Here is a 25,509-nt window from a genome sequence, read left to right as displayed (position 1 = left end):
CTGATCTAATCATCACCAGATGATGAATTCAGCGCCTTGGGGCGCCGCTACAGAAGTCGTTGTTGCATGGCTATTTGACGGTGCTCCTTGGTCGGGAGCGCCGTTTTTTTTGCTCTTTTTTCGGGGGCTATAAATATGTACCGCAGTCGAGCCAGATCGGGAGCGTATCTTTGCACTTCCTTTGTTAGTTCGCTTTTTCCATGAAGCTCTTTGGCGGCACCTCCATCCGGGGGCGCCGCTTTTTTTTGCCCGCTCGCCGGGGCCTCTCAGAGCATCATGCCAACGCGCGCAACGCGCTCGTCAGGTGTTCGACATCACTGGCTGAAGTGATAAAGCCGGGTGTGATCCGGATGCATGGGCCACACGCCGAGCCATTACGCGCTACGGCGAAGATTCCGTGCTCGTCCAGCAGTCTTTGCGTCATGAGCGGCTGGTCGTGGTGGCGGGTGAAGCGAAACGAGGTGATGCCGCAATAAAGGCGCGGATCATCCGGGGTAAGCACTTCAATGCCTTCCACCGTGCGCGCTTCGCGTACCCACAGGTCTCGCAGGTATGCCAGGCGAGCCCCCTTCACAGCCGAGCCGCCCATCGCACGGTGCTCTTCAAACACCTTGGTCAGCGTCATCAGCGCCGGAATGTTCGGCGTGCCGTAAGGCGCAAGGCCCAGAATGTCGTCAGCTGCGTAACGCTTGTCGCCCATGTCGGGATCGATGGCAGACAGCCTTTCTTTCCTGACATGAATGAAACCCAGGCTTAGCGGCGCGCCCATCCATTTCTGCAAATTGAAGCCAGCGAAGGCTACGCCCAGGTCCGCCAGGTTGAAATCCAGCTGGCCCAGCGCATGGGCGCCGTCGAGAATCACATCGATGCCCTGTTCTGCCGCTGCGCGTGCAATCGCCTGCACCGGCATCACCAGTCCCGTGCGATGGGTGACATGGGTCAGGGCCATCAACTTGAGCCGTGGGTGGGCCGCGAAGGTGTCGCGATAGGTCTGCAGCAGGGACTCGTAACTGGCAGGGTGCGCGTGGGTGATCTCTATCACCTGCACGCCGCGTGTTTTTTCGAGCCAACGCATGGCGGTCTGCACGCTGTTGTAATCCAGGTCGCTGATCAGTACCTGGTCACCGGGCTTCAGGCCGTTGTAGTTGCGTATCAGCGATTGCAACGACTCTGATGCGCAGCGGGTGAGGGCGATTTCTTCCGTCGGTACACCGAGCAGCGTCGCCAGATCGGCACGAATCACTTCGCTGTCGTGCGTATCGAAGCGCTGGCGTACATACACCGAGTTGCTACGGTTCACATACGCCAGATGCTGTTCGTACGTGTTCAGTACCTCGCGGGTCATTCGCCCGAAGTAGCCGTGTTCAAAGTTGATCGGGCCCGGCTCTACATCATATTGGTGCGCAACGTCTCGCCAAAAAGACTCATCGCGGGCTCGTTCGATTGCCGATTCCACTCCAGCAGGGTGAACACTGTTCATCAGGCCCCTCGTTCGTTGGGAAGAAAATCAGGTGAAGCGAATAGGTGTTTTCAACGGGCTTTCACGTAACGGTTCACGGGGGCGGGTTCTCAGCGGATCCAGCAAGCCCGACAGGCCGTTGTGATCGACCTCGTGCATCAGCGCAAGCAGACTGCCCAACTCGCCGGCCGGGAAACCCTTGCGGGCGAACCAGTTCAAGTAATCGCCTGGCAAGTCGGCGAGCAGCCGCCCCTTGTATTTGCCGTAAGGCATCTCGCGCGTCACCAACAACTTGAGTTTCTCGGGATTCATGGCGCCGCCGTTGGTCTTTTTCAATGAACTTGAACGATACGTGCATTCTGCATGTACGCCAACCTACAGATCATGCAGAACGCGAGACATCACTGTATCTTGAACTTTATAAGTGTCTGATAAATAAGAATATTATCTTTATAAAAATCTGGCACGACGGCTGCAACACTCCTTATATCGAGTGTTTATCCAAACTAACTCTTCGATTAACCTGCCAGAAAGGAACTGCAAAATGACAGATATCAACAAAGAAGCGATCTCGGTACTGAATGATCTGATCGAGACCAGCATTGACGGCGAAAAAGGCTTTCACACTGCCGCTGAAGATATCAAGAACCCTGAAATCAAAGCGTACTTCCTTTCCCGCTCTTCTGAGTGCAAGTCCGCTGTTGCGGAGCTTCAGGCCGAAGTACGCGCGCTCGGCGGTGATCCGGATGACTCTTCCAGCGCAACCGGCGGCTTGCACCGCCTGTGGGTCGAGCTGAAAGCTGCCGTCACCGGCAAAAGCGATGAGGCCGTACTGAATGAAGTCGAGCGCGGCGAAGATCACGCGCTGAAAGCTTACAAAGAAGCGTCGCAGAAGGCGGTCGAAAAGAATCTGCCGGTCAACGTCACCAGCCTGATTCAGCGTCAGCTGACAGGTGTGCAGGCGAACCACGACAAAGTAAAAGCGCTGCGTGACTCCGTGCGTCGCGCTAGCTGATCCGTCAGCACTGCTAAAAAACGCCAGCTTGTCTGGCGTTTTTTTTGTCTGGTGGAATCGCCTGCTTCAGTGAGAAGCCGACGGTTCCTCTGCATTGCTTTCCACCCGATTGCGACCCCTGCTTTTGGCGTGGTAAAGCGCCTGATCCGCTTCACTGAAAAGCCTGGCCTGTTGATCCCCGGCTTCTGGCCGTGCGGACGCGGCGCCAATACTGACGGTAATGGGATGCCCATCTTCACTCAGCGGCGGTAATGCTTCGATCGCCTGCCTGATCTGCTCCGCAAGCAGCCTGGCGCCCGTCAAATCGGTTTCGGGCAGCACCACCAGAAATTCTTCACCGCCATAACGGGCCGCGACGTCGCCGGGACGGCGGATGCTGGCCTCCAGGGTTTTCGCAACATTGCGCAGTGCAATGTCACCACCGTGATGGCCGTGTCGATCATTGAATGCCTTGAAATGGTCGACGTCGATCATGAGTACCGAGATCGGCCTTTCCGACCGAATGCTGCGCGCCCATTCCTGTTTGAAGATCGCATCCAGTCGACGCCGATTGGCCAGCCCGGTCAACCCGTCGGTGGCCGCCAACTCGGCCAGCTCCCGTTCGGCAAGATGTCTTAAACGCAGCTGTTTGCTCAGCAGCCAGGACAGCCACAGAATGCCCAGGCACAGCAGGCCGGTTGCCCCCATCACGAGCAGCGCATTGTGTCTCCAGAGTGCGTACACCTCATCCTGCGACTGCGCGATGACGACGATCAAGGGTAGGTCGCCCACTCTAGAAAACGTGTACATCCGCCGTTGGCCGTCCAGGTCCGAGATGGCGGTAAAGCTGCCATTGACCTCTTTCAAAATGCGCTGAAAGTTAGCGCGCTGGCTGAAGTCCTGACCGATGTACGTGCGCACGGTCTGCTCGGGTTCTCGTGCGAGCATGATGCCGTCTGCAGTGACCAGGTTGATGGTTCCTTTCTGCCCGACATCCAGCCCTCTAAACAACCGGTGGAAGTAAGCCAATCGCATTGAGGCCGCCACGATGCCGACAAAGCGGCCATCGGGGGAGGGGATGCGCCGGCTGAAACTGATGCGCCAGTCCTTGAAACCCCAGCGCGCTTTAAAGGGGCCGTCCACTCGCAGTGCAAGGGACGGATCCTCTCGGTGCCTGGCGAAGCTGGCGAGGTCGGAAAAATTATCCTTACGGGGTATCACCGACACCGAATCGGCAACGATCGCCCCTGTTTCATCCAGAACGACCAGATCACCTTTGTACGGGGCTGCAGTGGAGCGATCAAACATCACCTGCTGGCGCAAAGCCGGAGAAATCGACAGCACTTCCGGTTGCTGCCACGTGGCGATCATGCCCAGCAGCGAGGTGTCGTACAGATCGGCATTGCGTTGCACATCGGCATCGATCAGCTGCACCACGTTATTGGCCGCGCGCACGGCGGACTCGGTCGCGGTGCTGTATTCGCGAATCAACAGTGACGTGACGATTGCCAGAATCGCCACCACTGCCAGCACGCTGCCGGGCAGCAGCATTCTTTCCGAGCGTGATCGGGCGAATTGGAGCGTCTGTGCGTAAGACAGTGTCATCAATCAGCTCTGTGGAGATACAACCGTTACTCCCGTCCGCTTGGCATGGTTGCAGTCAGGCGGATCCATGCACAGGGTTGATCATTTCGCGAAGGGCGTTTCAAGGCGATGAATTAAAGATCTATCACTGTGATTGATCAAGTCTCACCCTGCCATGCGAAGTGTAGGAATCTGAATCGATTGATGAGAGATCGAGAGAGGAAATTCGGCTGAATCAAAAGTGAAAAAGGGCGATCACTCGCCCTCGTCAAACCTGTTATTGATCAGTTCGATCAAGCCGTCCAGCGCGGCCTGTTCCTCGTCGCCTTCCGTCAGCAGGTGGATCTCGGTGCCTTTGCCGGCCGCCAGCATCATGACGGCCATGATGCTCTTGCCGTCAACCATGCTGTCGGGGCTACGACCGACCCTGATCTGGCAGGGGTATTTGCCGGCGACGCCAACGAACTTTGCTGCAGCACGGGCGTGCAGGCCCAGCTTGTTGATGATGGTGATCTGGTGAGCGGGCATCGCGATGGGGATCCTTTCAGCTTAGGTCGCGGTGGCGGACCTGAACATTCTTGAGCGACTGTTGCAGGGACTGACCCAGGCGTTCGGTCAGGTAGACGGAGCGGTGGTGTCCGCCGGTGCAGCCAATGGCAATTGTGACGTAGGCGCGGTTGCTGGCGGCGAACCGCGGTAACCACTTGGTCAGGTATGAAGAGATGTCCTGGAACATTTCTTCGACATCTGACTGCGCGGCCAGGTAGTCGGCTACCGGCTGGTCGAGCCCGGACTGCTCGCGCAGCTCAGGCTTCCAGTACGGGTTAGGCAGGCAGCGGACGTCGAACACCAGGTCCGCGTCCACGGGCATGCCGCGTTTGAAACCAAACGATTCAATCAGGAACGCAGTACCCGGTTCAGGCTTGTTGAGAAGCCGCAACTTGAGCGTATCGCGCAGCTGATAGAGATTCAGGTGAGTCGTGTCGATGGTCAGGTCGGCGAGGTCGATGATCGGCCCGAGCAGGGTTTTCTCGTCGCGGATAGCCTCGGCCAACGAGCGCGTAGCGTTGCTGAGCGGGTGACGACGACGGGTTTCGGAGAAACGCTTGAGCAGCGTGGACTCGTCGGCATCCAGGAACAGTACGTCGCACTGGATGTGCCGGTTGCGAACCTCTTCGAGCATTCGCGGAAAACGGGTCAGGTGGCTGGGCAGGTTGCGTGCGTCGATGGACACCGCCAGCAGCGGTTCGGCCAGCTCTGTGTTGATCAGTGCGCGCTCGGCCAGTTCGGGCAGCAGGCCCGCGGGCAAATTGTCGACGCAGTAGAAACCGCTGTCTTCCAGAACATCGAGGGCCGTGCTCTTGCCGGAGCCGGAGCGACCGCTGACGATGATCATGCGCATGGTCAGTGGCCGTTCTGTACGTGAAGCACGACGTTGTACAGCTCGTCGCTGCTTTTCGCGCTGCGCAGGCTTGCGCGCACGTCGGCGCGGTCGAGCATGCTGGCGATCTGGCGGAGCAATTCGAGGTGCGCATCGGTGGCGGCTTCAGGGACCAGCAACACGAACAGCAGGTCCACCGGAGCGCCGTCGATGGCATCGAAATCGACGGGCTTTTCCAGGTGAAGCACTGCGCTGACCGGCGACGTGCAGCCTTTGAGTCGGCAGTGGGGGATTGCGATTCCGTTACCGAAGCCGGTAGAACCCAGCTTCTCGCGGGCAATGAGGCTTTCGTAGACGGTTTGCCAGTCGAATTCGGGCACCTGCTGCCCGATCATTTTGGCAATCTCTTCGAGAACGGCTTTTTTGCTGCCGCCTGGCACGTTCACGAGTGAACGGCCAGGGGTCAGGATGTTTTCAAGTCGGATCATGGATGGGGAGTGTCAGCGAGCGGCCGCACCTTTGAGGATGCTTTGCTGCTTTTCCTTATGCTTGAGCAATTGTCTGTCTAGCTTGTCAGTGAGCAGGTCGATTGCCGCATACATGTCGTCATGCTCCGCATTGGCAACCACCTCTCCACCGTGGATATGCAGGGTGGCCTCGATCTTCTGTTTGAGTTTCTCGACGGCCATCGTCACCTGCACGTTGGTAATCTTGTCAAAGTGCCCTTCGAGCTTTTTCAGCTTCAGCTCGATGTACTCGCGCAGGGGCTTGGTCACTTCCAGTTGGTGTCCACTGATGTTGACTTGCATACAGCTTCTCCTTCGTTGCCAGTGCATTAAGAGGCAGGCTTGGGTGCCTGCCACTGGAACGCTGTGGCCTGTGACCCTTACATCAATCGCTTGCGTTCGCTGGAAGGCGCTATCCCTAGAGACTCGCGGTATTTGGCGACTGTGCGACGGGCCACTTGAATGCCTTGTGCCTCCAGTAAACCAGCGATCTTGCTGTCACTCAACGGCTTTTTCTGATTTTCCGCGGCAACCAGTTTTTTGATGATCGCGCGGATGGCGGTAGACGAGCATTCGCCGCCTTCAGAGGTGCTGACGTGACTGGAGAAGAAGTATTTCAGTTCGTAGATGCCGCGCGGTGTGTGCATGAACTTTTGCGTGGTCACGCGCGAGATCGTTGATTCGTGCATGCCGACTGCTTCGGCGATGTCATGCAAGACCAGCGGTTTCATCGCCTCGTCACCGTACTCGAGGAAGCCACGCTGATGCTCGACGATCTGGGTCGCGACCTTCATCAGGGTTTCATTACGGCTCTGCAGGCTTTTGATGAACCAGCGCGCTTCCTGCAACTGGTTGCGCATGAAGGTGTTGTCGGCGCTCGTGTCGGCGCGACGCACGAAGCCTGCGTACTGCGGATTGACGCGCAGACGCGGAACGGCTTCCTGATTGAGCTCGACCAGCCAGCGTTCGTTGTCCTTGCGCACGATCACATCGGGAACGACGTATTCCGCTTCCGTGGATTCGATCTGGGAGCCTGGACGCGGGTTCAGGCTTTGCACCAGTTCGATGACCTGACGCAGATCATCTTCCTTGAGCTTCATGCGGCGCATCAGTTGCGCGTAGTCACGGCTGCCCAACAGGTCGATGTAATCGCTGACCAGGCGCTGAGCTTCCGCGAGCCATTTGGTCTTGGCCGGCAACTGACGCAGCTGCAACAGCAGGCATTCGCTGAGGTTTCGCGCACCGATGCCGGCAGGTTCGAATTGCTGAATGCGGTGCAGAACGGCCTCGATTTCGTCCAGTTCGATATCGAGCTCTGGATCGAAAGCGTCCAGCAGCTCTTCGAGGGACTCGTCGAGGTAGCCTTGATTGTTGATGCAGTCGATGAGCGTGACGGCGATCAGGCGATCGGTGTCGGACATCGGCGCCAGGTTCAACTGCCAGAGCAGATGGCTTTGCAGGCTCTCACCGGCGGATGTGCGCGTGGTGAAGTCCCATTCGTCGTCATCGTTGCTGGGCAGGCTGCTGGCGCTGGTCTGGTAGACGTCTTCCCACGCGGTGTCCACAGGCAGTTCGTTGGGAATGCGCTCGCTCCATTCGCCGTCTTCCAGATTGTCGACGGTGGGCGCGGCTTCCTGATACGTCGGTTCCTGAACGTCCGGGTTGGGCTTTTGCTCGATGTTGTCGGCCATGGGGTCGACGTTATCGAAGTCGTCGCCTTCTTCCTGGCGCTCGAGCATGGGGTTGGACTCCAGTGCCTCCTGGATTTCCTGTTGGAGATCCAGCGTCGACAGTTGGAGTAAGCGGATGGCCTGTTGCAGCTGCGGTGTCATCGTCAGCTGCTGGCCCATTCTCAAGACTAGCGAAGGTTTCATGGCAGGGACTTAACACCTTATTCGCCGGCGCACATGCGCGCCATCCACTACTGGGGCGCCTGGGCGCCAACTTAAGCAAATTATATGCCTGAAACCGGAGTGTTTGCCTAGGGTGTGATGACAATTAAAACGAGGTTGGCGATGAGGCGCATGCTGCGTTCGCCGGCCAACCTCTTGTCATCGCCCGATTACAGGCGGAACTCGTGGCCGAGATACACTTCTTTGACCAACTGGTTGGCCAGGATGGTTTCAGCATCACCCTCTGCGATCAGTTGCCCGTCGTTGACGATGTAGGCCGTTTCGCAGATGTCGAGGGTCTCGCGGACGTTGTGGTCGGTGATCAGAACGCCGATACCCTTTGCCTTGAGATGGTAAATGATCTGCTTGATGTCACCCACGGAGATCGGGTCGACACCGGCAAAGGGTTCATCCAGCAGGATGAATTTCGGCGAGGTGGCCAGTGCGCGAGCGATCTCCACACGACGACGCTCACCACCCGACAGGCTCATGCCAAGGTTGTCGCGGATGTGCGTGATATGGAATTCCTGCAGCAGGCTCTCCAGCTCCTTGCGACGCCCGGCGCGATCAAGCTCCTTGCGCGTTTCAAGGATGGCCATGATGTTGTCTGACACCGACAGCTTGCGGAAGATCGAGGCTTCTTGCGGCAGATAGCCGATACCGGCACGAGCGCGGCCGTGCATCGGTTGATGGCTGACGTCCTGATCGTCGATCAGCACACGCCCCTGATCGGCCTGAACGAGGCCCACGATCATGTAGAAGCATGTGGTCTTGCCTGCACCGTTGGGCCCCAGGAGGCCGACGATCTGGCCGCTGTCGATGGACAGGCTGACGTCTCGCACGACCTGGCGGCTTTTGTAAGCCTTGGCCAGGTGTTGGGCTTTCAGCGTCGCCATTACTGGGCCTTCTGCTGGTCGGTTTTCTTTTTCGGCTGAATCACCATGTCGACGCGAGGGCGCGCTTCGGTGACTTTGCTGCCTGTGGCTCGGCCGGCACTCGCCAGTTTGCGGACGGTGTCGTAGACGATTTTCTCGCCCTGAGTCACGTTGCTGTCCTTGTCGATCACCTTGGCCTTGTCGATCAGCACAATGCGGTTTTGCGGCGCATGGTACTGGATAGTGACGCCCCAGCCCTGAACGGGTTTGGTGTCACCGGCCGTCTGCAACTGCTCGAAATAGGCCAGGTTGCCCACCGAGGTCACGACGTCGATGTCGCCCGCAGGCGTACGGGTCATGGTCACGGTGTTGCCGGTGACCTTCATCGAACCCTGGGTGATGATCACGTTACCGGTATAGGTGGCGATGCCTTGCTTGTCGTCCAGCTGGGCATCGTCGGCCTGAATGCGGATAGGCTGATCCTGATCGTTCGGCAGAGCCCAGGCGCTCACGCTTCCCAGTGCTGCGCCCAGACCGAGCAAAATAGGGAGGGTTTTAAGGAGCCTCATACTGTCCTCTTGCGTTCGATAGCAGGTGTATCCTGCTTTCTTTTAGATAGGCTTTCATACCCGTACCCGTGCTCACGCCGTTAAAGCCGTCGATTCTAACGGGTTGCGCGGTTTCCGCATATTGCTTCTGGGGGAAGACAGTCATGCGTGTGCTGGTGATGATGGTGGTTCGGTTCTTTTCGTCGGTGCGGTTGATGCGAACCTTGTCGATCAGCTCGACGTGATCCCCGCCCGGAGACACTTCGGCGCGCACGCTCTGGACATGCCACGGGAACTCCGAGCCACGAAACATCTGCAGGACCGGCGTTGTCATGAGGGTCACGTCGGTGGCCTTCAGGTGCTCGACCTTGTCAGCGGTCATATCGTATTGCATCGAACCATCGGGCAGGTACTGAATGCTGTGTGCGTTCATCGCATAGTAGTCGATGGCGCTTTCGTCCACGGCCTGCTTGGGCTGGTCCATGAAACTTTCAGGGCTGATGTTCCAGTAGCCAGCCGCTGCAAGCAGCAGTGCCAGCACACCGAAGATCAGAAACGTACGAAATCTTTTGCTCAGCATAAATGCACTTCTATAAGTAGGCGGCGTGTGCCGCTTCGAGGTTGCCCTGAGCGCTCAGGATCAGCTCGCAGAATTCTCGCGCGGCACCTTCGCCGCCTTTGGCCTGTGTGGTGCCATGTGCATGTTGACGGACGAAAGAGGCGGCGTTGGCGACGGCCATCCCCAAACCTACGCGGCGGATGACCGGCAGATCAGGCAAATCGTCACCGAGGTAGGCGACCTGCTCATAGCTTAGATGGAGTTGCTGCAGGAGCCCGTCGAGTACCACCAGTTTGTCTTCACGTCCCTGGTAAAGATGCGCGATGCCCAGGTTCTTGGCGCGGCGCTCAACGACGGGTGTTTTACGACCGCTGATGATTGCAGTGACAACACCGGAGTTGATCAGCATTTTGATGCCTTGACCATCCAGCGTGTTGAATGTCTTGAACTCGCTGCCGTCTTCAAGAAAATACAGCCGGCCATCGGTCAGTACACCGTCGACATCGAAGACCGCCAGTTTGATGTTTTTACCGCGCTGCATCAGTTCGTTCATATCGACGCTCATTTACATGACTCCCGCGCGCAGAAGGTCTTGAAGGTTGAACGCGCCGATGGGGCGATCGTTCTCGTCGACCACGATCAGTGCGCCGATCTTGTTGTCTTCCATGATTTTCAGCGCCTCGGCGGCGAGCATCTCCGGGCGGACGGTTTTACCGTGCACGGTCATCACTTCATCGATCACCGCCTGGCGCAGATCGATATCGCGGTCCAGCGTACGGCGCAAGTCACCGTCGGTGAAGATCCCGGCAAGGCGACCGTCGGGTTCGGTAATGGCGGTCATGCCCAGGCCCTTGCGGGTCATTTCCATCAACGAGTCACGTAGCGGCGTTCCCCGGACGACCTGCGGCAGTTCGGCTGCGGTGTGCATCACATGCTCGACCTTCAGCAGGAGGCGACGGCCCAGTGCGCCACCCGGATGGGAAAACGCAAAGTCTTCTGCGGTGAAGCCGCGCGCATCGAGCAGCGCAACGGCCAGTGCATCACCCATGACCAGGGCTGCGGTCGTCGACGACGTCGGCGCAAGGTTCAGTGGACAGGCTTCTTTTTCCACGCGCGCGTTGAGGCTGACGTCTGCGGCTTTCGCCAGCGTGGAGTCAGGATTGCCGGTCAGGCTGATCAATTTGATGCCCAGGCGTTTGATCAGTGGCAGCAGGGTCACGATCTCGGAGGTGGTGCCCGAGTTGGACAACGCCAGGATGATGTCGGCGCTGGTGATCATGCCCATGTCGCCATGGCTGGCTTCGGCTGGATGAACGAAGAACGCAGGGGTGCCCGTACTGGCCAGCGTCGCGGCGATCTTTTTGCCAATGTGTCCTGACTTGCCCATGCCGACCACGACCACGCGGCCCTGGCTTTCCAGAATCATCTCGCAGGCACGAACGAAATCTGCATCGATGTGCGCGAGAAGGCCTTCCACGGCTTCTATTTCGAGGCGGATGGTGCACTGTGCAGACTGGATGAGATCGTGGGCGTTGGTCATGTCAAAAATAAGGTCGGTCTGGTGAAAAGGCGGGGATTATAACGGCAATGTTGAAAACCCTCACGCTTCATCGCAGCTGTTTGTTTATAGCGCCGGGTTTGGTGACGGGGCCGTCCTTCAGGCGTTGCCCAAAACAGGCCACAGGCCGTGCAGGAATTTTCCTTTCTTTGCAAAATATAACGGAGTTATCACGACTTGCCGTGCGTGAGCTTTGGCGGCGTCGGAGAGCGGTGTTATAGTTCGCCGCTTGTTCGGCCCCTCCAGACAGTGTGTCGTTCTTCAAGGACGCGGCATCTGAGAGAGACAGGCTGCATCGCAAGGAGTTTAGATGAGTGCCGATAACGCCTACGCGGTCGAATTGAAGGGTTTGTCCTTCAAACGCGGTACGCGCAGCATCTTCAATAATGTCGACATCCGCATCCCCCGGGGCAAAGTCACCGGCATCATGGGGCCGTCAGGCAGTGGTAAAACCACGCTGCTGCGCCTGATGGGGGCACAGTTGCGCCCCAGTAGCGGCGAGGTTTGGGTCAATGGCCAGAACCTGCCCGAGTTGTCGCGCAGCGATCTTTTCGATGCTCGCAAGCAGATGGGTGTCCTGTTTCAGAGCGGTGCGCTGTTTACCGACCTCGACGTTTTCGAAAACGTGGCGTTCCCGCTGCGTGTCCATACCAAACTGCCTGAAGACATGATTCGCGACATCGTCCTGCTCAAGTTGCAGGCGGTGGGTTTGCGCGGCGCCGTCGAATTGATGCCGGACGAACTGTCCGGAGGCATGAAGCGCCGTGTGGCGCTGGCGCGAGCGATCGCCCTGGATCCGCAGATTCTCATGTACGACGAACCTTTCGTGGGGCAAGACCCTATCGCGATGGGTGTGCTGGTTCGGCTGATCCGTTTGCTTAACGATGCACTGGGTATCACCAGTGTCGTCGTTTCCCATGATCTGGCAGAAACGGCCAGCATTGCCGACTACCTATATGTGGTGGGGGACGGTCAGGTGCTGGGGCAGGGGACGCCGCAGGAATTGATGCAGTCGGATAACCCGCGCATTCGTCAATTCATGACGGGGGATCCAGACGGCCCCGTGCCTTTTCACTATCCGGCACCGGATTATCGCGAAGATCTTTTGGGGAAGCGCTGATGCGCAGAAAGTCATTGATGGATCGTGTTCGCCTGATGGGGCGCTCCGCGATCGATATTGTTGCGGTACTGGGGCGTTCGGGGATTTTTCTGGTTCATGCCTTGCTGGGGCGAGGCGGAATCGGTGGCGGGTTCCAGTTGTTGGTGCGTCAGCTTTATTCAGTGGGCGTCATGTCGCTGGCTATCATCGTCGTTTCCGGTGTGTTCATCGGGATGGTTCTGGCGCTTCAAGGATTCAGCATCCTCGCCAAGTACGGTTCTGAACAGGCGGTCGGGCAGATGGTTGCCCTGACGCTGTTGCGCGAGTTGGGGCCGGTGGTTACAGCCTTGCTGTTCGCGGGGCGTGCCGGTTCTGCCTTGACCGCTGAAATCGGCAACATGAAGTCCACTGAGCAGTTGTCCAGTCTGGAAATGATTGGTGTCGATCCGCTGAAATATATCGTTGCCCCTCGTCTGTGGGCCGGGTTCATCTCGCTGCCTGTGCTGGCGATTATCTTCAGCGTGGTGGGTATCTGGGGTGGATCGTGGGTGGCGGTCGACTGGCTTGGTGTCTATGAAGGTTCCTTCTGGGCCAACATGCAAAACAGCGTGTCCTTTCCAAACGATGTCATCAATGGTGTCATCAAAAGCGTCGTTTTCGCTTTTGTGGTCACCTGGATTGCCGTGTTTCAAGGCTATGACTGCGAGCCCACTTCAGAAGGGATCAGTCGCGCCACGACCAAGACCGTGGTTTATGCCTCTTTGGCCGTATTGGGCCTGGACTTTATTTTGACCGCCTTGATGTTTGGAGACTTCTGATGCAAAACCGCTCCCTCGAAACCGGTGTCGGCCTGTTCCTGCTGGCCGGGATCCTGGCTTTGCTCTTGCTCGCCCTGCGGGTCAGCGGTCTGAGCGCCAGCGCGACCAACGACAGCTATAAACTTTATGCAAATTTCGACAATATCGCCGGTTTGACTGTCAGAGCGAAAGTGACCATGGCCGGTGTGACCATCGGCAAGGTCACTGCAATCGATCTGGACCACGATACCTTCATGGGCCGTGTGACCATGGAAGTGGACAAACGGGTGAATAATCTGCCATCCGACTCCACGGCTTCTATTCTTACCGCAGGCTTGCTGGGCGAAAAATACGTCGGCATCAGCGTCGGTGGTGATGATCAGCTGTTGAAGGATGGCGGCACGATCCATGACACCCAGTCGTCGTTGGTACTCGAGGACCTGATCGGTAAATTCCTGCTTAATTCCGTGGGTAAAGACGCCAAATGAGGAGTTTTTTCATGATCTCGATTCTGCGCCGTGGCCTTTTGGTGCTACTGGCTGCTCTGCCACTGTTCGCGAACGCGGCAGCGACAACGTCGTCCGCTCATGACCTGGTAGACAGCACCACCAAGCAGCTGCTGGCGGACCTTTCCGCCAACAAGGAAAGCTACAAGACCAATCCACAGGCGTTCTATGACGCGCTCAATGGCATTGTCGGTCCCGTCATCGATGCTGACGGTATCTCCAAGAGCATCATGACCGTCAAGTACTCGCGTAACGCTACGCCTGCTCAGATGCAGCGCTTCCAGGAGAACTTCAAGCGCAGCCTGATTCAGTTCTATGGCAATGCGCTGCTGGAGTACAACAACCAGGGCATCACCGTTTCTCCGGCCAAGGAAGAAGCTGCCGATCGCACCTCTGTCGACATGTCGGTCAAGGGTAATAACGGCGCCGTGTATCCTGTTTCCTACACCCTCGTGAAGATCAACAACGAGTGGAAGGTCCGCAACGTGATCATCAACGGCATCAACATTGGCAAGCTGTTCCGCGATCAGTTCGCTGACGCGATGCAGCGCAATGGCAACGATCTGGACAAGACCATTGATGGTTGGGCCGGTGAAGTCGCCAAGGCCAAGGACGCCACCGAAAACTCGCCCGACAAGGTCGTTAAATGACTGACGCGTGTATCACCGCAGTTGGCGGCGGCGAACTGAAGCTGTTTGGCGTGCTGGATTATCGTACCGGACCTGCACTGCGTGAGCAGGGCGCCGACCTGATCAAGGCCAGCGATGCCTCTGCTCTGGTGCTGGATTGCTCGGCAGTCGAGAAATCCAGCAGCGTGGGCCTGGCCCTGTTGCTGGCGTTCATGCGCGATGCCCAGGCAGCCGGCAAGTCGGTCAGTGTCCGCGCGCTGCCCGAAGACATGCGAGAAATTGCACAGGTATCCGGTCTGACCGAACTGTTCGAACAACATTGATTGCCGTCTTTCGATCAAGCCCCTCGTCCGGCTCCTATAAAGTAGGGTTCGCAACGAGAGGGCTTTTTTGTATGATGGCCGACCCGCGCGCGTAGGGCGCCGATTGAGGTTAAGCATGCAGGCCGTAGAAGTTAAAAGCTTCCTTGAAGGTAAGCTGCCAGAAATCCAGGTCGAAGTTGAAGGCGAAGGCTGCAACTTCCAGCTGAACGTGATCAGCGACGAACTGGCTACACTAAGTCCGGTCAAGCGCCAGCAGCAGATCTACACGCATTTGAACCCATGGATCGCCGATGGCAGCATCCATGCGGTCACCATGAAATTTTTCAGCCGCGCTGCATGGGCCGAGCGCACCTGAGCCAAATTGGCGTCGAGATTCTAATGGACAAACTGATTATTACTGGCGGCATTCGTCTTGATGGCGAAATCCGCATTTCCGGGGCGAAAAACTCTGCCCTGCCGATTCTCGCAGCCACGTTGCTGGCCGACGGTCCCGTGACTGTCGCCAATCTGCCGCACCTGCATGACATCACCACCATGATCGAGCTGTTCGGTCGTATGGGTATCGAACCGATCATCGACGAGAAACTCAGTGTCGAAATCGATCCGCGCACCATCAAGACCCTGGTCGCGCCGTACGAACTGGTGAAAACCATGCGTGCGTCGATTCTGGTGCTGGGCCCTATGGTTGCCCGTTTTGGCGAGGCCGAAGTGGCGCTGCCTGGCGGTTGCGCCATCGGTTCGCGTCCTGTCGACCTGCACATTCGTGGCCTTGAAGCCATGGGCGCGATCATCGACGTCGAAGGCGGCTACATCAAGGCCAAGGCGCCTGAAGGCGGCTTGCGCGGTGCGCACTTCTTCTTCGATACCGTCAGTGTGACCGGTACCGAGAACATCATGATGGCTGCCGCTCTGGCCAACGGTCGCAGCGTCCTGCAGAACGCGGCGCGTGAGCCTGAAGTCGTCGACCTGGCGAACTTCCTCAACGCCATGGGCGCAAAAGTGTCCGGCGCCGGTACCGACACCATCACCATCGACGGGGTCAAGCGTCTGGGTTCGGCGACCTACCGCGTCATGCCTGACCGTATCGAAACCGGTACCTACCTGGTTGCCGCTGCTGCCACCGGTGGCCGCGTCAAGGTCAAGGACACCGATCCGACGATCCTGGAAGCTGTTCTGGAGAAGCTGCGTGAAGCGGGTGCGGAAATCACCACCGGTGACGACTGGATCGAGCTGAACATGCACGGCAAGCGCCCGAAAGCGGTCAACGTGCGCACAGCGCCGTACCCGGCTTTCCCGACCGACATGCAAGCCCAGTTCATTTCGCTCAATGCCATTGCCGAAGGCACTGGCGCAGTGATCGAAACCATCTTCGAAAACCGCTTCATGCACGTGTATGAAATGCACCGCATGGGCGCGCAGATCCAGGTCGAAGGCAACACTGCGATCGTGACCGGCTGTGCGAAGCTCAAAGGCGCGCCTGTCATGGCGACCGACCTGCGCGCGTCGGCCAGTCTGGTGATTTCGGCGTTGATCGCTGAAGGCGACACACTGATCGACCGTATCTACCACATCGACCGTGGTTACGAGTGCATCGAAGAAAAACTGCAGATGCTGGGCGCTAAGATTCGTCGCGTGCCGGGCTAGCAGTCCTGAGCGTTTCGCTGTCTGTGCCGCTTCGGCGCAGACGGCGAGGCAGCTGATTGAAGGCATGACCTTTTGATTCGTTTCACTTTGAGTCCTGACGCATTGACTCAAAGGTTGTCGGGCGCCGATTGCGACCCGACACGCGCTTGCTGATAAGGACTGACGTTTCCCATGTTGACCATCGCACTGTCCAAGGGCCGAATCCTTGACGACACCTTGCCGCTTCTCGCAGCTGCGGGCATCGTGCCAACCGAGAATCCGGACAAGAGCCGCAAGTTGATCATTCCTACGACGCAGGATGATGTTCGCCTGCTGATCGTACGTGCGACCGATGTCCCGACCTATGTCGAGCATGGCGCGGCAGACCTTGGCGTTGCGGGTAAAGATGTCCTGATGGAGTACGGCGGCCAGGGCTTGTACGAGCCGCTGGACCTGCAGATTGCCAAGTGCAAGCTGATGACGGCGGGCGCCGTCGGTGCCGCCGAGCCTAAAGGCCGGCTGCGTGTGGCCACCAAATTCGTCAACGTTGCCAAGCGTTATTACGCCGAGCAGGGCCGTCAGGTCGACATCATCAAGCTGTACGGCTCCATGGAGCTCGCGCCGCTGGTGGGTCTGGCCGACAAGATCATCGATGTCGTCGACACCGGCAATACGCTGCGTGCCAACGGCCTCGAGCCACAGGAAATGATCGCTCACATCAGTTCGCGCCTCGTCGTGAACAAGGCATCGATGAAGATGCAGCACGCTCGCATCCAGTCGCTCATCGACACATTGCGCACAGCCGTGGAGTCGCGACACCGCGGTTGACTGTTTCGCGCGATATTGAACAATGTCGCGCTCAGCTATCCGTGTCATAGCCAAATTTCTCAGGTGCCTACGCGGATGGCTTGGTAGCTTAGGCTCCCTGCTTTCCAGGCATCTGAGAAAACGCCAATCATTGAGGCCCACGCTATGACCACTTCCAACACTATTCGCCGACTCAACGCTGCTGACCCGGATTTCGCACGACATCTGGCTCATCTGCTGAGCTGGGAAAGTGTGTCTGACGACTCGGTCAATCAGCGTGTGCTGGACATCATCAAGAACGTGCGTGAGCGCGGCGACGCAGCGCTGGTTGAGTACACCCAGCGCTTCGACGGTCTGCAGGTCGCGTCGATGGCGGATCTCATTCTGCCCCGTGAGCGTCTCGAACTCGCACTGACCCGCATCACCCCGGCGCAGCGTCAGGCGCTGGAAAAGGCCGCTGATCGCGTGCGCAGCTACCACGAACGACAAAAGCAGGACTCCTGGAGCTACACCGAAGCCGACGGCACGGTGTTGGGCCAGAAGGTCACGCCGCTGGACCGCGCCGGCTTGTACGTGCCGGGCGGGAAGGCGTCTTATCCGTCATCCGTTTTGATGAACGCGATCCCTGCCAAGGTGGCGGGCGTGGGCGAAGTCGTCATGGTCGTACCGACCCCGCGGGGTGAAATCAACGAACTGGTGCTGGCCGCCGCCTGCATTGCCGGGGTCGACCGCGTGTTCACCATCGGTGGCGCTCAGGCCGTCGCCGCGCTGGCCTATGGCACTGAAAGCGTTCCACAGGTCGACAAGGTCGTCGGGCCGGGCAACATCTATGTCGCCACCGCCAAGCGCCACGTGTTTGGTCAGGTCGGTATCGACATGATTGCCGGTCCTTCGGAGATCCTCGTGGTGTGCGATGGCCAGACCGATCCGGACTGGATCGCCATGGATCTGTTCTCCCAGGCCGAGCACGACGAAGACGCCCAGGCGATTCTGGTCAGCCCCGATGCCGAATTCCTCGACAAGGTGGCCGCCAGCATCGCCAGGTTGATGCCGACCATGGAGCGTGCCGAGATCATCAATACCTCGATCAACGGCCGCGGCGCGCTGATCAAGGTGGCTGACATGACTCAGGCCATCGAAGTGGCCAACCGCATCGCGCCGGAGCACTTGGAATTGTCGGTCGCCGACCCTGAAGCCTGGTTGCCACAGATTCGTCACGCAGGCGCTATCTTCATGGGCCGTCACACGTCTGAAGCCTTGGGCGATTACTGCGCGGGCCCGAACCACGTACTGCCGACGTCGGGGACGGCGCGTTTCTCCTCGCCGCTGGGTGTCTACGACTTCCAGAAGCGTTCCTCGATCATTTTCTGCTCGGAGCAGGGCGCATCCGAACTCGGCAAGACCGCTTCGGTGCTGGCGCGGGGCGAGTCGCTGACGGCCCACGCTCGCAGTGCCGAATACCGGATCGTCGACAACCAGCAGGAGGGCAAGTAAGCATGAGCAAGTTCTGGAGTCCTTTTGTCCGTGACCTCGTGCCTTACGTGCCGGGCGAACAACCCAAACTGACCAAACTGGTGAAACTGAACACCAACGAAAACCCGTACGGCCCGTCGCCGAAAGCCATCGAAGCGATGCGCGCCGAGGTGAACGACAACCTGCGTCTGTACCCTGATCCGAACAGCGACCTGCTCAAGCAGGCGGTGGCCCGCTATTACGGTGTCGAATCCAACCGCGTGTTTCTCGGTAACGGCTCCGATGAAGTGCTGGCCCACGCCTACAACGCGTTCTTCAAGCACGACAAACCGTTGCTGTTCCCGGACATCAGCTACAGCTTCTATCCGGTGTATTGCGGTCTGTACGGCGTCGAGTTTGAAGCGGTCCCGCTGGATGAGCAGTTTCAGATCCGTGTCGAGGATTACAACCGCCCGAACGGCGGGATCATCTTCCCGAACCCCAATGCCCCGACCGGCTGCCTGCTGGCGCTGGAGGCGGTGGAGCAGATTCTCAAGGCCAACCCTGATTCGGTGGTGATCGTAGACGAGGCGTACATCGACTTCGGTGGCGAGACGGCCATCGGTCTGGTGGATCAGTACCCGAACCTGTTGGTCACGCAAACGCTGTCCAAGTCCCGTTCCCTGGCCGGATTGCGCGTCGGGCTGGCGGTCGGTCATCCTGATCTGATCGAGGCGCTGGAGCGGGTCAAGAACAGCTTCAACTCTTATCCACTGGATCGCATGGCCATCGTCGGCGCTGCCGCTGCGTTCGATGATCGCGAGTACTTCGAGCAGACCTGCAAGCAGGTGATTGCGAGCCGCGAAGTCTTGGTTGAGCAGCTGGAGAGCAAAGGCTTTGAGGTGCTGCCATCGGCCGCCAACTTCATCTTCGCCCGTCACCCTCAGCATGATGCTGCGGGCCTTGCGGCCAAGGTGCGTGAGCAGGGCGTGATCGTGCGTCACTTCAAACAGGAGCGCATCGCGCAATTCTTGCGCATCACCATCGGCACGCCTGAGCAGAATCAAGCGCTGGTGGATGCGTTGGGTGAGTTGTAAAAAGAGTTAGCGCGGTAATGGGAATATCTGTGGGAGCGAGCTTGCTCGCGAAGGCGTCATTTCAGTCACTGCGAGGGTGATTGGCATATCGAATTCGCAAGCAAGTTTGCTTGCATGGTGTGCATTTCCACTATTTGGAGTGACGCTGATGGTTTGGTTTGTCCTAACGTCCAAACTGTTCCGCCTTCGGCGGGTTACTTGAAAAGACACCAAGTAACCAAGTGTCTAGGCTCCTGGCTTGGCTTCTCCTTCGTCGAAGTACCCTCACTCCGGCGACGCTCTGTGGGCCCGCGCCGAACGGACATCCATGTCCTGACGGCGCTCCCGCGGCATCCATGCCGCTCGGCCCACTGCGCGCCACCTGCGTTCAGCCTGCACCCAAGTCGCGTTTTGCGGTGTTTGAACTTCCTCGGTATGAAGATCAAAAGCCACAGCGCGCTTTGCGCTGTTTAGATTCAACACCTAAATCATTGAATAAACCTAAGCCTGTGGGAGCGAGCTTGCTCGCGAAGGCGTCATTTCAGTCACTGCAAGGGTGACTGGCATATCGAATTCGCGAGCAAGCTCGCTCCCACAGAACTTGCTTCTTGCTGCGGTCATCAGTGATTCCCGCAGGATAAGCGCTGATCAATCCTCAGCCGCAGGCGCCGGGGTCTGTGGCGGACGCAGGCCCACTTCCGCCATCAACTTCAATTCCTTGCCATTACGCATCACCTGAATAGCAATCTTGTCAGTGGGTTTGGTCCGAGCGACCTGGTTCATCGACTTGCGTCCGTCACCGGCCGGTTCGCCATTGATGCTCAGGATCACATCGCCCAACTGCAGACCGGCTTTCTGCGCCGGGCCGTCGCGGAAGATCCCGGCAACCACGATACCCGGGCGGTCTTTCAGGCCAAACGACTCGGCCAGCTCTTGCGTCAGTGGCTGCACTTCGATGCCCAGCCAGCCCCGAATCACCTGACCGTGCTCGATGATCGACTTCATCACCTCCAGCGCCAGTTTTGTCGGGATGGCAAAGCCGATGCCTTGGGAGCCGCCGGATTTGGAGAAGATCGCCGTGTTGATGCCGGTCAGGTTGCCATTGGCATCGACCAGCGCACCGCCCGAGTTGCCGGGGTTGATCGCGGCGTCGGTCTGGATGAAATCTTCGTAGGTGTTGAGGCCCAGCTGGTTACGCCCGGTCGCGCTGATGATGCCCATGGTCACGGTCTGACCGACGCCAAACGGGTTGCCGATGGCCAGCGCAACGTCTCCGATACGGATGCTGTCGGAGCTGCCAAGGGTAATGGACGGCAGGTTTTTCAGGTCTATCTTCAGTACTGCCAGATCCGTTTCAGGATCGCTGCCGATGACGCGGGCAATGGTTTCACGGCCGTCCTTGAGCGCCACGACAATCTGGTCCGCGCCGGAGGTCACATGGTTGTTGGTGAGCAGATAGCCTTCCGGGCTCATGATCACCGCAGAACCCAGGCTCGATTCCATGCGACGCTGTTTCGGCAGATTGTCACCGAAGAAACGACGGAACTGCGGGTCTTCGAACAGCGGATGATTGGGTTTGTTGTTGACCATCTTGGTCGTGTACAGGTTGGCGACCGCGGGCGCAGCACTGCTCACGGCGTCGGCGTAGGACACCGGACCCTGCTGGATGAAGGCGGTTTGAGGGGCTTGCTGCAGGTTGACGTCCTGGCTTGGCAGACCGACCCACTGTGGGTACCGCTGGATAATCAGTAAAGCGATAAGCACACCAGCGAGCAATGGCCAGCCGAGAAAACGCAGCGCTTTGAACATTGAACAAGGTCCTGAAGGGAAATACGCAGCGTACCTGCGCCATAATGGCGGGCATTATACGAGGACCGGGACGGTCTGAACTGCATATTTAGGAGACTTTTATGGCTGTTTCTCTGAGCACTCTGGTCGAGGAAGCGGACCGCTATCTGAGCAGCGCCCGCGTGCAGGACTATTGCCCCAACGGTCTTCAGGTCGAAGGCCGGCCGCAAGTCACCCGAATCGTGTCCGGCGTGACGGCCAGCCAGGCGTTGGTGGACGCGGCGGTCGAAGCCAATGCCGACCTGATTCTGGTTCACCACGGCTATTTCTGGAAAGGCGAGAATGCCTGCATCACAGGGATGAAACAGCGGCGTCTGAAAACGTTGCTCAAGCACGACATCAGCCTGCTGGCGTATCACCTGCCTCTGGACCTGCACCCCGAGGTGGGGAACAACGTGCAACTGGCGCGGCAGTTGGACATCACCGTCGAAGGGCCGCTGGACCCTGACAACCCGAAGATTATCGGCCTGGTCGGGTCGCTGTCGGAGCCTGTGACGCCGCGCGATTTTGCCCATCGGGTGCAGTCGGCGCTGGGGCGCGAGCCGCTGCTCATCGAAGGCAGTGAGATGATTCGTCGGGTGGGTTGGTGCACCGGAGGCGGGCAGGGCTACATTGATCACGCCGTGCTGGCGGGCGTCGATCTGTTCCTCAGCGGCGAGGCCTCCGAACAGACGTTTCACAGTGCTCGGGAAAACGACATCAGCTTCATTGCAGCCGGTCATCACGCCACCGAGCGCTATGGTGTGCAGGCGCTGGGCGATTATCTGGCGCGACGCTTCGCGCTGGAGCACTTGTTCATTGATTGCCCGAACCCCATCTGAAGCCGGTCGGAGGTCCAAAGACTGAGCTATATGGTTATACCGTTTCGATCTATCTGGGTCGCTGATTAGAATCAGGCCTCATGATAAAGTGCTTCGCTCGATAGAGTCCGCAGGCTCTCCATAAAAGTACGTTATCCCGTGAGTAACCATGGTCGACAAACTGACGCATCTGAAACAGCTGGAGGCGGAAAGCATCCACATCATCCGCGAGGTCGCCGCCGAGTTCGATAACCCGGTGATGCTGTACTCGATCGGCAAGGACTCCGCCGTGATGCTGCACCTGGCGCGCAAAGCTTTTTTTCCGGGCAAACTGCCGTTCCCGGTGATGCACGTCGATACGCGCTGGAAGTTTCAGGAGATGTATCGCTTCCGCGACAAGATGGTCGAGGAGATGGGCCTTGAGCTGATCACCCACATCAACCCGGAAGGCGTGGCACAGGACATTAACCCGTTCACCCACGGCAGCTCCAAGCACACTGACATCATGAAAACCCAAGGCCTGAAACAGGCGTTGGACAAGCACGGCTTCGATGCCGCCTTCGGTGGCGCCCGCCGCGACGAAGAGAAATCCCGCGCTAAAGAGCGTGTTTACTCCTTCCGCGACAGCAAGCACCGCTGGGACCCCAAAAACCAGCGCCCTGAGCTGTGGAACGTCTACAACGGCAACGTCAACAAAGGCGAGTCGATCCGCGTATTCCCGCTGTCCAACTGGACCGAGCTGGACATCTGGCAGTACATCTACCTGGAAGGCATCCCGATCGTCCCGCTGTACTTCGCCGCAGAGCGTGAGGTCATCGAGAAGAACGGCACCCTGATCATGATCGACGACGATCGCATCCTTGAGCACCTCACCGACGAGGAGAAAGCGCGGATCGTCAAGAAGAAGGTGCGTTTCCGTACCCTTGGCTGCTACCCGTTGACGGGCGCTGTCGAGTCGGAAGCCGAGACCCTGACAGACATCATTCAGGAAATGCTCCTGACGCGAACTTCCGAGCGCCAAGGCCGAGTCATCGACCACGATGGTGCGGGCTCGATGGAAGATAAAAAACGTCAAGGTTATTTCTAAGGGGTTGTCATGTCGCATCAATCTGATTTGATCAGCGAGGACATCCTCGCCTATCTGGGCCAGCACGAACGCAAGGAAATGCTGCGTTTCCTGACCTGTGGCAACGTCGACGACGGCAAGAGCACGTTGATCGGGCGTCTGCTGCACGATTCCAAAATGATCTACGAGGATCATCTGGAAGCTATCACTCGAGATTCCAAGAAGTCCGGCACCACTGGCGATGACGTCGATCTGGCGCTCCTGGTGGACGGTCTTCAGGCCGAGCGCGAGCAGGGCATCACCATTGATGTTGCCTACCGCTACTTCTCGACCGCCAAGCGCAAATTCATCATTGCCGATACTCCAGGCCATGAGCAGTACACTCGCAACATGGCCACCGGTGCATCCACCTGCGACCTGGCGATCATCCTGGTCGATGCCCGCTACGGCGTGCAGACCCAGACCCGTCGTCACAGCTACATCGCGTCGTTGCTGGGCATCAAGCACATCGTGGTCGCCATCAACAAAATGGACCTCAATGGCTTCGACGAGAAGATCTTCGAGCAGATCAAGGCTGATTACCTGACGTTTGCCGACCGTATTGCCCTGAAGCCGACCACCATGGAATTCGTTCCGATGTCGGCCCTCAAGGGCGATAACGTCGTGAACAAGAGCGAGCGTTCGCCTTGGTACACCGGCAAGTCGCTGATGGAGATCCTTGAAACCGTCGAGATCGCCAACGACCGCAACTTCGATGACCTGCGCTTCCCGGTGCAGTACGTCAACCGCCCGAACCTCAACTTCCGTGGCTTCGCCGGAACGCTGGCCAGCGGTGTCGTGCGCAAGGGCGACGAAGTGGTGGTGTTGCCGTCGGGCAAGAGCAGCCGCGTGAAATCCATTGTCACCTTCGAAGGCGAGTTGGAGCATGCTGGCCCGGGTCAAGCCGTCACGCTGACCATGGAAGACGAGATCGATATTTCCCGTGGCGACCTGTTGGTTCACGCTGACAACGTCCCTCAGGTCTCTGATGCCTTCGACGCGATGCTGGTCTGGATGGCTGAAGAGCCGATGCTGCCGGGCAAAAAATACGACATCAAACGCGCCACGTCCTACGTGCCAGGCTCGATTGCCAGCATTACGCACCGCGTCGACGTGAACACGCTGGAAGAGGGTGCAGCCAGCGCTCTGCAACTGAATGAAATCGGCCGCGTGAAAATCGCCCTTGATGCACCGATCGCGCTGGACGGTTACGACAGCAACCGCACCACGGGTGCGTTCATCGTGATTGACCGTTTGACCAACGGCACCGTCGCGGCGGGCATGATCATCGCCAAGCCGGCGGTGGCGGGTCATGACACCCATCATGGCGCCTTGGCGCATGTGTCGGTGGAAGAGCGTGCTCAGCGTTTCGGCCAGAAGCCGGCGACCGTGCTGTTCAGCGGTCTGTCGGGTGCAGGCAAGAGCACGCTGGCGTACGCCGTCGAGCGCAAGCTGTTCGACATGGGGCGTGCGGTATTCGTCCTCGATGGCCAGAACCTGCGTCACGACCTGAACAAAGGTCTGCCGCATGATCGCGCCGGTCGCACCGAGAACTGGCGTCGTGCCGCGCACGTGGCGCGTCAGTTCAACGAAGCGGGTCTGCTGACTCTGGCTGCGTTCGTTGCGCCGGATGCGGCAGGGCGTCAGAACGCCAAGGCGCTGATTGGCGACGACCGGCTGATCACCGTCTACGTCCAGGCTTCGCCTCAGGTTTGCCGTGAACGCGACCCACAAGGCCTGTACGCCGCCGACAAGGACAACATCCCGGGTGAGTCCTTCCCGTACGACGTGCCGCTGGACGCCGATCTGGTGATCGACACCCAGGCGTTGAACGTGGAAGAAAGCGTCAAGCAAGTGCTGGATCTGCTGCGGGCGCGCGGCGCGATCTGAATCTCGTTTGGTCTCACAAAAAACCCGCCCTTAGTGGCGGGTTTTTTGTTCCATCCGATTCTGTTCACTGTGTGGGAGCTGCCGGAGGTTACGACGGTGGCGAATGCGGCGTTTCAGGGGAATTGCTTTCGCCACCGTCAACCTCCGGCAGCTCCCACAGGATGGCGGTGTTGTACCCACAAAAAAGCCCGCCCCTGA

The 25,509-nt window shown here is 58.5% G+C and carries 28 protein-coding genes; 14 read left to right on the top strand and 14 right to left on the bottom strand.

All coding sequences use genetic code 11. The annotated features are described in order from the left end of the window. Window positions 1–274: 274 nt before the first annotated feature. Window positions 275–1,480: an aminotransferase class V-fold PLP-dependent enzyme gene (locus tag ABDX87_RS08950; protein WP_346832542.1), complete on the bottom strand. Its 1,206-nt coding sequence runs from the start codon at window positions 1,478–1,480 to the stop codon at window positions 275–277. Window positions 1,481–1,507: 27 nt separating this feature from the next. Continuing rightward, a complete protein-coding gene (locus ABDX87_RS08945) occupies window positions 1,508–1,771 on the bottom strand; it encodes a DUF3820 family protein (RefSeq protein ID WP_346832541.1) in 264 nt (87 codons plus the stop codon). A 232-nt stretch (window positions 1,772–2,003) separates the two neighbouring features. Between ABDX87_RS08945 and ABDX87_RS08940 the strand changes: the two genes are divergently transcribed. Next, window positions 2,004–2,474, top strand: coding sequence for a PA2169 family four-helix-bundle protein (locus ABDX87_RS08940; protein ID WP_346832540.1), 471 nt, complete (start codon window positions 2,004–2,006; stop codon window positions 2,472–2,474). A 66-nt stretch (window positions 2,475–2,540) separates the two neighbouring features. On the opposite strand, the gene ABDX87_RS08935 is transcribed toward ABDX87_RS08940, so the two are convergent. The 11 genes from ABDX87_RS08935 to ABDX87_RS08885 all read right to left on the bottom strand — a co-directional run bounded on the left by ABDX87_RS08935 (window position 2,541) and on the right by ABDX87_RS08885 (window position 11,338). Further along, window positions 2,541–4,004: a diguanylate cyclase gene (locus ABDX87_RS08935; RefSeq protein ID WP_346833471.1), complete on the bottom strand. Its 1,464-nt coding sequence runs from the start codon at window positions 4,002–4,004 to the stop codon at window positions 2,541–2,543. Between the two features lie 288 nt (window positions 4,005–4,292). Then, the gene (locus tag ABDX87_RS08930; protein WP_074753843.1) at window positions 4,293–4,565 is read right to left on the bottom strand and encodes an HPr family phosphocarrier protein; all 273 of its coding nucleotides are present in this window, start codon (window positions 4,563–4,565) and stop codon (window positions 4,293–4,295) included. A gap of 16 nt (window positions 4,566–4,581) precedes the next feature. Then, window positions 4,582–5,439 (bottom strand): RNase adapter RapZ, encoded by an 858-nt coding sequence (gene rapZ, locus ABDX87_RS08925; RefSeq protein ID WP_346832539.1) that lies wholly within the window; start codon window positions 5,437–5,439, stop codon window positions 4,582–4,584. A 2-nt stretch (window positions 5,440–5,441) separates the two neighbouring features. Next, window positions 5,442–5,906: a PTS IIA-like nitrogen regulatory protein PtsN gene (gene ptsN, locus ABDX87_RS08920; protein WP_346832538.1), complete on the bottom strand. Its 465-nt coding sequence runs from the start codon at window positions 5,904–5,906 to the stop codon at window positions 5,442–5,444. Between the two features lie 12 nt (window positions 5,907–5,918). Continuing rightward, complete coding sequence (gene hpf, locus ABDX87_RS08915; RefSeq protein ID WP_062384329.1) at window positions 5,919–6,227, bottom strand: ribosome hibernation-promoting factor, HPF/YfiA family; 309 nt, start codon at window positions 6,225–6,227, stop codon at window positions 5,919–5,921. A 77-nt stretch (window positions 6,228–6,304) separates the two neighbouring features. Then, window positions 6,305–7,798 (bottom strand): RNA polymerase factor sigma-54, encoded by a 1,494-nt coding sequence (locus tag ABDX87_RS08910; RefSeq protein ID WP_346832537.1) that lies wholly within the window; start codon window positions 7,796–7,798, stop codon window positions 6,305–6,307. A 188-nt stretch (window positions 7,799–7,986) separates the two neighbouring features. Beyond that, window positions 7,987–8,712 (bottom strand): LPS export ABC transporter ATP-binding protein, encoded by a 726-nt coding sequence (gene lptB / locus ABDX87_RS08905; RefSeq protein WP_110948476.1) that lies wholly within the window; start codon window positions 8,710–8,712, stop codon window positions 7,987–7,989. Next, on the bottom strand, window positions 8,712–9,260 hold the full coding sequence (gene lptA / locus ABDX87_RS08900) for a lipopolysaccharide transport periplasmic protein LptA (RefSeq protein WP_346832536.1): 549 nt from the start codon (window positions 9,258–9,260) through the stop codon (window positions 8,712–8,714). Before lptA ends, lptB begins: the two co-directional genes overlap by 1 nt. Continuing rightward, window positions 9,247–9,819 carry an LPS export ABC transporter periplasmic protein LptC gene (gene lptC / locus ABDX87_RS08895; protein WP_346832535.1) on the bottom strand — a complete coding sequence of 191 codons (573 nt, stop codon included), beginning with the start codon at window positions 9,817–9,819 and terminating at the stop codon, window positions 9,247–9,249. Before lptC ends, lptA begins: the two co-directional genes overlap by 14 nt. Window positions 9,820–9,829: 10 nt before the next feature. Next, a complete protein-coding gene (locus ABDX87_RS08890; protein WP_346832534.1) occupies window positions 9,830–10,363 on the bottom strand; it encodes a KdsC family phosphatase in 534 nt (177 codons plus the stop codon). Next, the gene (locus tag ABDX87_RS08885; RefSeq protein WP_346832533.1) at window positions 10,364–11,338 is read right to left on the bottom strand and encodes a KpsF/GutQ family sugar-phosphate isomerase; all 975 of its coding nucleotides are present in this window, start codon (window positions 11,336–11,338) and stop codon (window positions 10,364–10,366) included. 328 nt (window positions 11,339–11,666) lie between these two features. On the opposite strand from ABDX87_RS08885, the gene ABDX87_RS08880 reads away from it, so the two are divergent. The 10 genes from ABDX87_RS08880 to hisC all read left to right on the top strand — a co-directional run bounded on the left by ABDX87_RS08880 (window position 11,667) and on the right by hisC (window position 19,689). After that, window positions 11,667–12,476 (top strand): ATP-binding cassette domain-containing protein, encoded by an 810-nt coding sequence (locus tag ABDX87_RS08880; protein ID WP_074753861.1) that lies wholly within the window; start codon window positions 11,667–11,669, stop codon window positions 12,474–12,476. Continuing rightward, window positions 12,476–13,273 carry a lipid asymmetry maintenance ABC transporter permease subunit MlaE gene (gene mlaE, locus ABDX87_RS08875; RefSeq protein ID WP_074753863.1) on the top strand — a complete coding sequence of 266 codons (798 nt, stop codon included), beginning with the start codon at window positions 12,476–12,478 and terminating at the stop codon, window positions 13,271–13,273. Before ABDX87_RS08880 ends, mlaE begins: the two co-directional genes overlap by 1 nt. After that, on the top strand, window positions 13,273–13,740 hold the full coding sequence (gene mlaD / locus ABDX87_RS08870) for an outer membrane lipid asymmetry maintenance protein MlaD (RefSeq protein WP_074753864.1): 468 nt from the start codon (window positions 13,273–13,275) through the stop codon (window positions 13,738–13,740). The genes mlaE and mlaD overlap by 1 nt, the downstream gene beginning before the upstream one ends. 11 nt (window positions 13,741–13,751) lie before the next feature. Next, entirely contained in the window at window positions 13,752–14,408 is a 657-nt protein-coding gene (locus ABDX87_RS08865; protein WP_346832532.1) for an MlaC/ttg2D family ABC transporter substrate-binding protein, read from the top strand. Beyond that, window positions 14,405–14,710: an STAS domain-containing protein gene (locus tag ABDX87_RS08860; RefSeq protein ID WP_346832531.1), complete on the top strand. Its 306-nt coding sequence runs from the start codon at window positions 14,405–14,407 to the stop codon at window positions 14,708–14,710. The genes ABDX87_RS08865 and ABDX87_RS08860 overlap by 4 nt, the downstream gene beginning before the upstream one ends. A 115-nt stretch (window positions 14,711–14,825) precedes the next feature. Beyond that, a complete protein-coding gene (locus ABDX87_RS08855; protein WP_062384295.1) occupies window positions 14,826–15,065 on the top strand; it encodes a BolA family protein in 240 nt (79 codons plus the stop codon). 23 nt (window positions 15,066–15,088) lie between these two features. Next, entirely contained in the window at window positions 15,089–16,354 is a 1,266-nt protein-coding gene (murA, locus tag ABDX87_RS08850; RefSeq protein ID WP_074753963.1) for a UDP-N-acetylglucosamine 1-carboxyvinyltransferase, read from the top strand. 171 nt (window positions 16,355–16,525) lie between these two features. Beyond that, window positions 16,526–17,161, top strand: a complete 636-nt coding sequence (gene hisG, locus ABDX87_RS08845) for an ATP phosphoribosyltransferase (protein ID WP_074753869.1) — start codon at window positions 16,526–16,528, stop codon at window positions 17,159–17,161. Window positions 17,162–17,305: 144 nt separating this feature from the next. Continuing rightward, window positions 17,306–18,634 (top strand): histidinol dehydrogenase, encoded by a 1,329-nt coding sequence (gene hisD, locus ABDX87_RS08840; RefSeq protein ID WP_346832530.1) that lies wholly within the window; start codon window positions 17,306–17,308, stop codon window positions 18,632–18,634. A gap of 2 nt (window positions 18,635–18,636) precedes the next feature. Continuing rightward, entirely contained in the window at window positions 18,637–19,689 is a 1,053-nt protein-coding gene (hisC, locus tag ABDX87_RS08835; RefSeq protein ID WP_346832529.1) for a histidinol-phosphate transaminase, read from the top strand. Window positions 19,690–20,316: 627 nt separating this feature from the next. Here hisC and algW read toward each other — a convergent pair. Further along, on the bottom strand, window positions 20,317–21,477 hold the full coding sequence (gene algW / locus ABDX87_RS08830) for a Do family serine endopeptidase AlgW (RefSeq protein WP_074753875.1): 1,161 nt from the start codon (window positions 21,475–21,477) through the stop codon (window positions 20,317–20,319). 101 nt (window positions 21,478–21,578) lie between these two features. Between algW and ABDX87_RS08825 the strand changes: the two genes are divergently transcribed. From ABDX87_RS08825 to cysN, 3 genes are all read left to right on the top strand, one after another. After that, complete coding sequence (locus ABDX87_RS08825; protein ID WP_346832528.1) at window positions 21,579–22,337, top strand: Nif3-like dinuclear metal center hexameric protein; 759 nt, start codon at window positions 21,579–21,581, stop codon at window positions 22,335–22,337. A 148-nt stretch (window positions 22,338–22,485) separates the two neighbouring features. Beyond that, window positions 22,486–23,403 (top strand): sulfate adenylyltransferase subunit CysD, encoded by a 918-nt coding sequence (cysD, locus tag ABDX87_RS08820; RefSeq protein WP_062384278.1) that lies wholly within the window; start codon window positions 22,486–22,488, stop codon window positions 23,401–23,403. Between the two features lie 9 nt (window positions 23,404–23,412). Continuing rightward, window positions 23,413–25,311: a sulfate adenylyltransferase subunit CysN gene (cysN, locus tag ABDX87_RS08815; protein WP_346832527.1), complete on the top strand. Its 1,899-nt coding sequence runs from the start codon at window positions 23,413–23,415 to the stop codon at window positions 25,309–25,311. Window positions 25,312–25,509 lie beyond the last annotated feature (198 nt).

It is taken from the genome of Pseudomonas abietaniphila (assembly GCF_039697315.1).
Classification (GTDB): Bacteria; Pseudomonadota; Gammaproteobacteria; order Pseudomonadales; family Pseudomonadaceae; genus Aquipseudomonas; species Aquipseudomonas abietaniphila_B.
Note: the sequence above shows the minus strand (reverse complement) of the source record. Positions and strands in the feature narration are given on the sequence as shown.